Raw genomic sequence first — 10,396 nt, 5'->3', positions numbered from 1 at the left:
AACGGTTTATATCGGATCGGTTTTTTGCCATTTTTGAAAGACATTACATGCTACAAGGTCTCCGGTTACGTTTACAGTTGTGCGGCACATATCCAGTAACCTATCAACTCCGAGGATAATTCCAATTCCCTCAGTCGGAATTCCAACCCCGGTCAGAATGGAAGCTAAAATTACGATCCCTAACCCAGGTGTGCTAGGAGTTCCGATCGAAGCAATCACGGTGGCAATAATGATGAAACCCAGTTGCGCCAAGGTCAAATCGATTCCATAAACCTGTGCTAGGAAGACTGTCGCTGTTGCTTGGTAAAGAGCGGTCCCATCCATATTGATGGTTGCTCCGAGTGGAATTATAAACTCCGCTATTCTCTTTGAAACACCCATTTTTTCGATGCCGGTTTTTAGTGTAAACGGTAGTACTGCGGCCGAGCTCGAAGTGGAAAAAGCTAGGAGCTGGAGTTCCCCAGCGTTTTTAAAAAACCAAATAGGGTTCTTTCGAGCTAAGAGAATTAGTATGATGGAATACATGATAAGAACGGCTAGCAAACCCCCAAGAACTGATAGGAAGTACACTCCTAAACTTACTAACACATTAAATCCGATTTTGGCGGTAATCTGTGCGATTAGTCCGAAAACTGCAAACGGGGCTAACATCATTGCCCAATCTACAAATACCATACTGGTTTTAAATACTGCCTGAATTAATCCTAGTACCGGCCGAGCGGACTCTTCCCCAAGGGACAGTAACGCTACGCCAACTAGGATTCCAAGAAGGACAACTCCTAGCATATCGCCAGTGAACAGAGTTTGGAATGGATTTTTAGGTAGGATCGAAAGAAGTAAGTCCGGGACTTTTTCGATGCTAGGCGGTTCAGAACTGGTCGGGATTTTGGAGACTATACTCGTTTTTGGGATTCCGGCAGCATCAACATATTTGCCTGGTTTTACGACACTTGCGATCGTGATTCCTAACACTACAGCAATGACAGTGGTAAAGACAAAATACACGAAAACTTGGGATCCGAATTTCCTTAGATTTTCCAGACTCTCGCCTGCATTTACGCCTAAGAGGATAGAGGAGAATACGAGAGGGATCATTATCATCTGTAAGAGAATTAAGAACAGTTGTCCCGGCAGACCCAACCAATTCGCAAGAATGGAACTAGTGGATATGTCCAAAAATTTGTATTCCGGGCTTAGGCAAAGCCCGACTGCCGTTCCGGAAAATAAGCCGATTAGTACTCGTAGCCAGAGTTTAGCTTTAATCAGTAAGATTAAGCCTGAATTTAACCGTTTGATTCCGCTAAATGTGGACATGAACGACAGAATCGGACGGTTCCACTATTTTTCTATTGATTTTTCCCTTTTCAAATTGATAGTGAAAGCTTAAATCGTTTTTCCGCGATTTCTTCCGCCTCTGGGATTGGAAGGAGCCGTACCAAAGACATAGAATCGGTCGAAGTCGATCTTCAAAGTCGCAAGTTTGAGATCGACCTTAGGAGTTTATGGGATTAGATACAATCTCTTGGGACTTGGTCCTGTTTAACTATTATTCTTTTGGAAGTTTATTAGTCACATTGACTACCTTCTTTCTCGGGAGTTTCTTTCTTACTTTAAAGAATAAAACGGTCGCTACGACTCATTTAGGAATTGGTTTCCTACTTTTTACTTTTTTCGAGATGGGCTATTTCGTAGCTGCATTCTTGTATCATCCTTTTGCCTCCTATCATAGATGGATTACCGGTGGCTTTATTCTTCCGGCGCTGGCTCATTTCACTCAGTTCCTACTTAGGTTTCCCGGAAATAGCAACCAACGATTAGCTCGCTGGGTTTTGATCGTCGAGTACTCCATAATTATAATCGTAGTTACTTTCTTTATTTATCTAACTGCCATTTCCGAAAACATTTATCACTTCACTGCGCATCATTGGGATTTTAACGCGTACGATGCGAGTCGATACTTGGCAATTGTGATCGCAATAGAATCCATCGTCGGATTTTTGATCATACCGACTTGGCGAGTCATCGTAACGAAAGATAAAAGAAGAATTGCTCTTTTGATGTTTACGATCGGATTTTTAATCGCAGCCATATACCCGAATATTTCGAACGTAATAAGTCGGGACGGTGCGATGGAGCGTTCGACTTATATGACTTCGAACGTCATTTTCTTTGTCGCGGCTTTTTCCGTTTTGGCGATCGCATTCATCAATAATAGTGCGGAAAGAACTACGTTCATGGTAAAAATCGTCGGGATCACACTCTTCACGATTTGTTTGATCATGCAGGCGCTCGTATACATATCCAGCCAGGAGAAGGATGCTGAATATGACAGTCTTAAAATGGTAAATATAGAACGAGCGATAGAGAATGGCGTAAAGACAAAAGATATAGAATATATTATCCGCTGGAACGATAATAAAAACAGTCTCCTTTCGGGCGAATACGACAAGAAAATAGATTTAAATCTTATGCAGGTGGAAATCGATCTTCAAAACGTTACAATCTACGAAGAGATTCGAAATTTAGACGAAAAAAATTTCCGCTCAAAATTACAGGAAGTATTAGAAAAAACTCATACATATTTCGGCGGTTACAAGAGACAAATTTTAGAATTTATCGCTCAAAATACGCAATTGTCCGATGGCGAATTGAAGGCGGCTATCCTAGGCGAAGCGGAAAAATGGAATAAGCAAGCTTTTATAGCCACGAATCGTTTAGAAGGTGTTGTAGGCGGGAATTTTTGTAAAAAAGGGCGTGCTTTTATAGATTCTCTCGGAAGCGAATCTCATAAAAAGGAAATTTTCTCACATTGGTCTGGGAACTGTCTTTGGGACGGAAAGCAACTTTCCGATGTGCAACTCAGAGAAGAAGTCCTCCGGTATTTTCGTTATTTTAAACCGAGTGAGACGCGTCACTACCGGAGGAGTCGAGACGGTAACGGTCATTACGTTGCTTTTATGAAATTCTCGCCTGAAACTCTCGAGATGAGTGAAGTAGGCTTTTCTTACCTGGTTTATCGTCAGTTCATGCATCCAACCGCGGTGAAGCAAACGATCATCTTGCTAATCGTAATTTTTGTGGTGCTGGTTCTCTTCCCGCTTTTCTTTAAGAGTAGTTTGGTCGATCCGCTCAACGGGTTATTGGCAGGGGTGGAAAAGGTCAATAAAGGAGATTTAGATGTAGTCGTTCCGGTGAAAGTCCGGGATGAAATCGGATTTTTAGCGGATTCGTTTAATGCGATGGTGGCATCGATTAAACAGGCTCGCCGAGAATTACAGGATTATGCCGAAAATCTAGAGGAAAAAGTCAAAGAAAGAACCAAAGAAGTACAGGAAAAGATGGAAGAAGTTCAACGTCTTAAAGTACAACAAGACGGGGACTACTTCCTTACTTCTCTATTAGCAAAACCTTTATTTTACAATGCGAATAAGTCCAAGCACGTAGCTACTGAATTCATTATTCGTCAAAAGAAACAGTTTGAATTTCGTGGAAAACATTCGGATCTTGGCGGCGATATCTGCGTAACCGGAAATCTCCGTTTAGGTCGACCCGATTCTTTCAAAAGATTCACCGTTGCTATGAATGGGGATGCGATGGGAAAATCCATGCAAGGAGCGGGCGGTGCACTTGTAATGGGAGTCGTAATGAATTCGATCCTCGCGCGTTCTGCGGCAAATAATAGAATTTTAGAAACAACCCCTGAGCAATGGCTTGGGGATATTTATCATGAAATTCATTCCGTATTTAAGTCCTTTAACGGTTCGATGGTAATTTCTGCCTGTGTTTATCTCGTTGAAGATGAAACGGGAAAATGTTGGTACTTTAATGCGGAGCACCCGTTTACCGTACTATATAGAGACGGAAAGGCGAGCTTCATCGAGGAAGGACTTACTCTCAGGAAATTGGGTTTGGACTCCGAATTTGATTTTAAAGTGCACACTATCCAGCTAAAAAAAGGGGACGTTCTCATTCTCGGCTCTGACGGTCGCGACGATGTGGATTTAACTCCGGATGAAACCATTCGGACGATCAATGAAGACGAAATGCTGTTTCTACGGCATGTGGAAAAGGCCAAAGCTAACCTGGAAGAAATCGAGACCGAGATTCGTAAAACCGGCGAACTAACGGACGACTTGTCCCTCCTTAAAATCGAATTTCAAACCGAACCGAAGAAGGACGAGATCGAAGATATTTTCGATGATGCCGATCATATCGATAAGGCGCTCAATACCGATTCGGTTTACGAGGAAGCTCGTAAACTATATAAGACGGGTCGCCTAGAAGAAGCTCTGGATCTTTTGAAAACCGGATACATGCACGACAGCGCTAATCAGAAGTTGAATAAGCTTTTGGGTCTGCTCAGTTTTAAAGGCAAAGACTACGCAACTGCGGTGGAAGTATTGAACAATTACTTGGGATCCGATCCTGATCTGCACGAGTACTGGTTTTATCTATCGATCGCGAATAAGAAAATGGGAAAATACGATCTAGCTCTTTCCGCTAGTTTGAAACTATTGGAAGTCGATCCTGATAATCTTTCCAATTTGGTTAATTTGGCGGATATATACAGATTGATGGAAATGTACGATCGCGCCGAAGAATACGCTCGGAAAATTTTACAACGCGAACCCGGAAACGAGAACGCCCATAAATTAATCCGACTGATAGAGAGGGACCGCTGATTGTCGGCTCCCGCAAATGGGAAATTATTATCCGGTGGAGTAAGGCGATTCCTCTTAGCTGCAATTCTTCTGGTTTTTGGATTTTCTAGTTTTGCTCAAAGTCCTACTTCCAAAATCCGGGTCAGATCCGATAGAGAATATCCTCTTAAATTGCGGGGCGGGGATATCCTTGTAACGATTCAGAACGAAACTTCGGCCCAACAATGGGACCGTTACGCCTTTGAAAAAACAAGGGATCTGCTTGATGCTTATGAATCCTACACCGGGATCTTCTTTCATCAAGCGGCGGCACCGATATTCAAAAGTCTACCTCCGAAGGAAAGAAACCGAGTTCGTTTGGTTTTAAAAGAAAGCGTATTTTTAAACGGAACCCGAATCGGCGGTTATAATAATGTTTCCGGTGAACTTGGAAAGGACTTGGGAATTTATCTGGAATCCGGTCTGGTTCCGATCGGTTATCCGGCCCTTTTGCTTCATGAATTAGGTCATTATTATTTTATAGAACCTTTATGGCTAAGCGAAGGTATCGTTTCCTTTCTTCCCTACTTGCTTGCAAAAAAGGGATATTTGCGACTCAATCAGCAAGAGCTCATGTCGATTTACGATGAATGGGAATTAGGCGAGCCGCCTTCGAAAAACGATCATCCTCTCGGCGCGGATTTCCAATCGGCCGACCCGCGAGTGGGCGCGTGGATGTATTCGAAGTCCGTTCGCTTACAGGGAATTTTGTATAAGGAGCTAGGGTCTGAGGGCTACCGGTCCTTTTTAAGAATTCTCGCGACCACTGACGTTCCGGACACCGACGCGGTATTAAAGGTTTTGCTTAGATTAAAAGCTAAGAATTGGGAACAGATTCTAAAGGGATGGCTCTTTCCTGGAAAGTATCTATCTTACCCGATAAAATCCTTTTCCAACCTGCGAGATTGGGAGGCTCTTTAACGAACGCTGTTTTATCTTAAAACAATCGTTAGGCTTAGGAGCTTTCAGGGACGTTTTTTGTTTTTCGTTTGATAAGATAATTAGTACCGCTAGAATAAACCATTCGAACTCTGCGTTTCGCTTCGTAGAAGTCGAGTCGGCTAAAAATGGAATTATTAACAATCCTCAAAGAAGACCTTCTCCTTAACTATTATTCATTCGGAAGTCTTTTAGCCTTTCTCACCGTATTCCTCGCATCCCTATTCTTTCTGTTCTTAAAGGGACGTTCCTCAAGCACTAGACATCTCGCTTTAGGGGCGTTATTTCTCTCTTTTTTATGGTTAGGTTATTTCATTGCGGCGATCATTTATCATCCGTTGGCCGCGTATCATCGGTGGATGACTGTCGGATTCATTTTACCGGCTATTTTACATTTGGGTCAGTTTCTAGCTCGATACCCTCAGGATACGCAGCCGAAAGTATCTAAGGGATTATTAATCGGTATGTATATCGTTGCGGTAATCGCATCGATCGGCTTCTTCTATGTAACTTGGAACTCCCCCAAAAAATACCATTTTACCGCCCATCACTGGGATTTTAATGCGGAAAAAGTATCTAGAACAATCGCTTTGATCATCGGAGCTTTTGTACTTATTTCTTTTTTAGTTATTCCTATTTGGAGAATGATCGTAACGAAAGGGAGAGTCAGATTCGCAATCGCAGCTTTTATGGTTTCGATGTTGGTTGGCGGAGTTATCCCGGCTTTAACGAATATAATGAGTCGGGATGGAGTAATCGAACGGTCGACCTTTCTGACTTCTATGGTTCTTCTCATCACTCTTTCGATATTCTTAATACTAGTAATCTTCCTGAATTTCAGCGAAGAAAAAACGACATTTATGATCAAGATCGTCGGGATTACTTTTGTAACGGTGATGTTGATCGTGCAGTCACTGGTCTTCATATCCAACCAGGATAAAGAGACCGAATATGATACGAAGAGTATCGTAAATATGGAACGTATCTTAGAAGGCGGTCACCAAGTTCCCGGTATGGAATACGTCGTCAAATGGGAAGGCTCGGACAAACCCATAGACTATTCTCGATATAATCAAGCGTTCGATCTTAGACTTTCCCAATTAGAAACGGACTTTAAGAATACCGAGCTTTTTGAAAGAATAAAGGTTTTACCGGAAGAGGGCTTTCGAAAGCAGCTTGAAAAAAACTTGGTCGGGACTCACGAATATTTTCAAGGATACAAAAATTCCATCACGGATTTTTTAAAAAAAAGTCCAGGTTTGGACGGAAAGGAGTTAAAAGTTGGGCTCTTTAAATATCTGATTGGACTCAACAGAAATGTTTTCGTAGCTTCCAACAAACTGGATTATATCTTTCCGATCGATTTTTGTTCGGAGGGGAAAAGTTACTTTAAAGGGTCTGCTTCCGACGTATCTCATTTTCGAGATTATATTCTTTCTAAATGGAAAGATTGCTCATTGGGAGGCAGAGACTTATTACCCGGGGAATTAAAGTCCGAAGTACTTTTATATCTTAGGCCGTTTCAGCCGGCTTTAAGCAGACATTATCGTAAAAGTTTAGACGAGCATCAGCACTTTGTAGCCTATATTCACTATGACGCGGAAAAGGATTTAACGAGCGAACTCGGTTATTCCTACCGAGGTTATCGGGAATTTATGCATCCAACATCCATGAAGCAAACGATTATACTAGGAATCGTTTTAGTAGTTATCCTATTCGTGTTTCCGTTATTCTTCAGACAGAGCTTGGTCGCGCCTTTGAATCGCTTATTAAGCGGAGTTGAAAAGGTAAATCTCGGAAGTCTTGACGTTCAAGTTCCGGTGGAAGTCAAGGACGAGATAGGTTTTTTATCGGATTCATTCAATAGCATGGTTAGTTCGATTCGACAGGCTCGAGGCGAACTCCAGGATTATGCCGAGCATCTTGCTGATAAAGTTCGTGAAAGAACGAGAGAACTTTCGGAAAAGATGGAAGAATTACAAAGGCTAAAAGTCCAGCAGGATGGAGATTACTTCCTGACTTCCCTTCTTGCTAAACCTTTATTTTACAACGCCAATAAATCGACGAAAGTTAAGACCGAATTTACTTTGCATCAGAAAAAACAATTCGAGTTTAAGGGCAAGCGGGCCGATCTCGGCGGTGATATTTGCGTCACAGGTAATTTACGACTCGGTAAAGAGAATAATTTCAAACGATATACGTTTGCGATGAACGGCGACGCAATGGGAAAATCCATGCAGGGAGCCGGTGGGTCATTGGTTATGGGGGTCGTTATTAACTCCATACTGGCACGTTCGGCGGCAAATGACAGAATACTAGACACTAGTCCGGAAGGATGGTTAACCGACACTTATCACGAGATGCAATCCGTATTCAAATCCTTTAATGGTTCGATGGTAATATCGGGGACCTTCCTTTTGATTGAAGAGGATACAGGTAGGGTCTGGTACTTTAATGCCGAACACCCTTTTACCGTTCTTTATCGCGACGGTAGAGCGGGCTTTGTGGAAAGCGGCCTTACTTTGCGAAAAATAGGTTTAGATTCGGAATATGAATTTAAAGTTTTAACCACAAATCTGGTCCCCGGAGACGTGCTTATCATCGGGTCCGACGGGAAAGACGATTTGGACTTAACCCCTGAAAAGGAAGTCAGGACAATCAACGAAGATGAAATGTTGTTTCTTCAGTTTGTCGAAAAAGGAGAAGGAGATCTTGTTAGAATCGAAGAAGAGATTCGCGGTTTTGGAGAGCTGACGGACGATCTTTCCTTGTTAAAGATCGAGTATTTACCCTCTGGGAAAGAATCCGAAGAAAAAGAAGATGATTCTTATGTGGGTACGGGAGATTGGAAGTCGGCATATAAGAATGCCAAAAAGGATTATCAAGAAGGTAGAGTGGAAGAGGCAGTCAGATCTCTTGACGCACTCTATAAAGCGGATCCGGCCAATATGAAAGTGAGCAAATTGCTCGGATTACTGAGTTTCAAGGGAAAGAATTACGCCAAGGCCGTGGAAGTCCTTAGCAAGTATCTCGGCTCAGATCCTGATTTGATAGAATACTGGTATTACTTATCTCTTGCTAATCGTAGAATCGGACATTTGGATGAAGCGATTGTGGCTGCAAAAAAGATGGAAGAACTGCAGCCGGATAACGGAAGTAATTTGGTAAATTTGTCGGATCTTTATCGCCAGACGGAACAGTTTGAGTTGGCTATCGATTATGCTCGAAAGGCACTCGATCGAGATCCCGAAAATGAAAACGCTATTAAACTGATTCGATTAATTGAACGGGATCGTTCGGAAAGTTAATACTTTCCGTTTTCAAAATCTTTATACAACATCGAAGTCTGAATCCCTTTGTTTCCTTGGTATTTTCCTGATTTGTATTCTGTTATCTCGCCCTCCACAGTATGATAAAAAATTTGGCAGATTTCCACATTAGGATAAATAATTAAGGGTTGGATTACGGAGATCTCTAGAGTCCAAAATCCTTTAAAGCCGACGTCTCCGAATCCGGCCGTTACATGCACATACATTCCTAATCTACCGATGGAAGAGCGACCTTCTAACATAGGGACCAGATTGTGCGTTTCCGTGTATTCCACCGTTCTACCGAGATAAAGAACTCCAGGTTTTAACTCCAAACCTGATTCCAAGATAACTAATTTTTCCGCATCGTTAGGCTTCTTCATGTCCAAAGGAAGATGAGTATATTGCAATAGTTCGTTGTATAATCTTAGATTGTACGAATTTGGATTTAGCCGATCTTCCGAATATGGATCGATTACGATATCCGATCCGATACGTTTTTTTATTTCCTTGCCTGTTAAGATCATCTCGAGCTCGCTTTGACCGATTTATGGCCAATATTAGGAATCAGTTAGTTACCAGCCTCAATTTTTTATGCGAATTATTTACCTTTAAATTGCGGTTTTCGTTTTTCTTTAAAGGCTGATAGCGCTTCCTTTCGATCTTCAGTTGCTAAGGTTTTATTATAATGCATTCTTTCGATTTTTAGGGCTTCTTCTATCGTTAATCCCTCTCCGTCTCGGATAGCTGCCTTTGCAAGACGTATAGCAATCGGCCCTTTCTCGGAAATCGTTTCCGCTAAAATATTTGCTTCCGCGTAAGCCGAAGTCTTAGCGATCAAGTTCGCGAGTCCATATTCGAGAGCAGTTTTGGAATCCAGGATCTTAGCGGTTAAGATCATTTCCATCGCCTTGGAAACGCCGATGCGGCGAGGAAGTCTTTGCGTTCCCCCGGCTCCGGGGATAATTCCTAATCCAGTCTCGGTGAGACCTACTTTGACTCCTTCTCGCAAAAGAATAAAATCACAGGAAAGAGCCAATTCTAAACCCCCTCCGAAAGCATCCCCGTCGAGCGCGGCAATCGTCGGAAAGGGAAGTTTTTCGAGAAATCTGAAGCTGGTTCCGACGGAATCCAAAAACGAATGAACTTCTTCCTCTCTCATACTCTCTCTTTCTTTCAGGTCGGCGCCAGCGCAGAAAACCGGGCCTTCTCCCCGGATAATGAGAGCTCGAATTTTTTGCTCCATGGCCGCTTTTTCAATAAGGGACATAAAAGAATCAAGAAGTTCCCGGGATATTGCATTTCTTTTATCCGGTCGATTTAAGGATATGGTTGCTATATTTTCACTGATAGAATAAAGAACGATTTGGCTCATTGGTTCGATCTCCGGAAAAATCTTATTCCTAGCGGGACTCTTTCGTCCGATAATAGGGTAGGTTGCGGGATTTT

At 42.4% G+C, this 10,396-nt stretch carries 6 protein-coding genes; 3 read left to right on the top strand and 3 right to left on the bottom strand.

The window, feature by feature from the left end:
• Positions 1–6 precede the first annotated feature (6 nt).
• Positions 7–1,314, bottom strand: coding sequence for a dicarboxylate/amino acid:cation symporter (locus LEP1GSC050_RS12100; protein ID WP_010571471.1), 1,308 nt, complete (start codon positions 1,312–1,314; stop codon positions 7–9).
• Positions 1,315–1,502: 188 nt separating this feature from the next.
• Between LEP1GSC050_RS12100 and LEP1GSC050_RS12095 the strand changes: the two genes are divergently transcribed.
• From LEP1GSC050_RS12095 to LEP1GSC050_RS12085, 3 genes are all read left to right on the top strand, one after another.
• Positions 1,503–4,682, top strand: coding sequence for a SpoIIE family protein phosphatase (locus LEP1GSC050_RS12095; RefSeq protein WP_010571470.1), 3,180 nt, complete (start codon positions 1,503–1,505; stop codon positions 4,680–4,682).
• Entirely contained in the window at positions 4,683–5,621 is a 939-nt protein-coding gene (locus LEP1GSC050_RS12090; protein WP_010571469.1) for a hypothetical protein, read from the top strand.
• A gap of 146 nt (positions 5,622–5,767) precedes the next feature.
• Positions 5,768–8,947: a SpoIIE family protein phosphatase gene (locus tag LEP1GSC050_RS12085; protein ID WP_010571468.1), complete on the top strand. Its 3,180-nt coding sequence runs from the start codon at positions 5,768–5,770 to the stop codon at positions 8,945–8,947.
• Here LEP1GSC050_RS12085 and dcd read toward each other — a convergent pair.
• Together dcd and LEP1GSC050_RS12075 are read right to left on the bottom strand one after the other, a co-directional pair.
• Positions 8,944–9,474 carry a dCTP deaminase gene (dcd, locus tag LEP1GSC050_RS12080; protein WP_010571467.1) on the bottom strand — a complete coding sequence of 177 codons (531 nt, stop codon included), beginning with the start codon at positions 9,472–9,474 and terminating at the stop codon, positions 8,944–8,946. The genes LEP1GSC050_RS12085 and dcd overlap by 4 nt on opposite strands.
• Positions 9,475–9,548: 74 nt before the next feature.
• On the bottom strand, positions 9,549–10,322 hold the full coding sequence (locus tag LEP1GSC050_RS12075; protein WP_010571466.1) for an enoyl-CoA hydratase-related protein: 774 nt from the start codon (positions 10,320–10,322) through the stop codon (positions 9,549–9,551).
• Between the last annotated feature and the right edge of the window lie 74 nt (positions 10,323–10,396).

Origin of the sequence: Leptospira broomii serovar Hurstbridge str. 5399 (assembly GCF_000243715.2) — a bacterium.
Lineage (GTDB): Bacteria > Spirochaetota > Leptospiria > Leptospirales > Leptospiraceae > Leptospira_B > Leptospira_B broomii.
The sequence above is the reverse complement of the archived record's forward strand: the minus strand, read 5'-3'. Positions and strand labels throughout refer to the sequence as shown.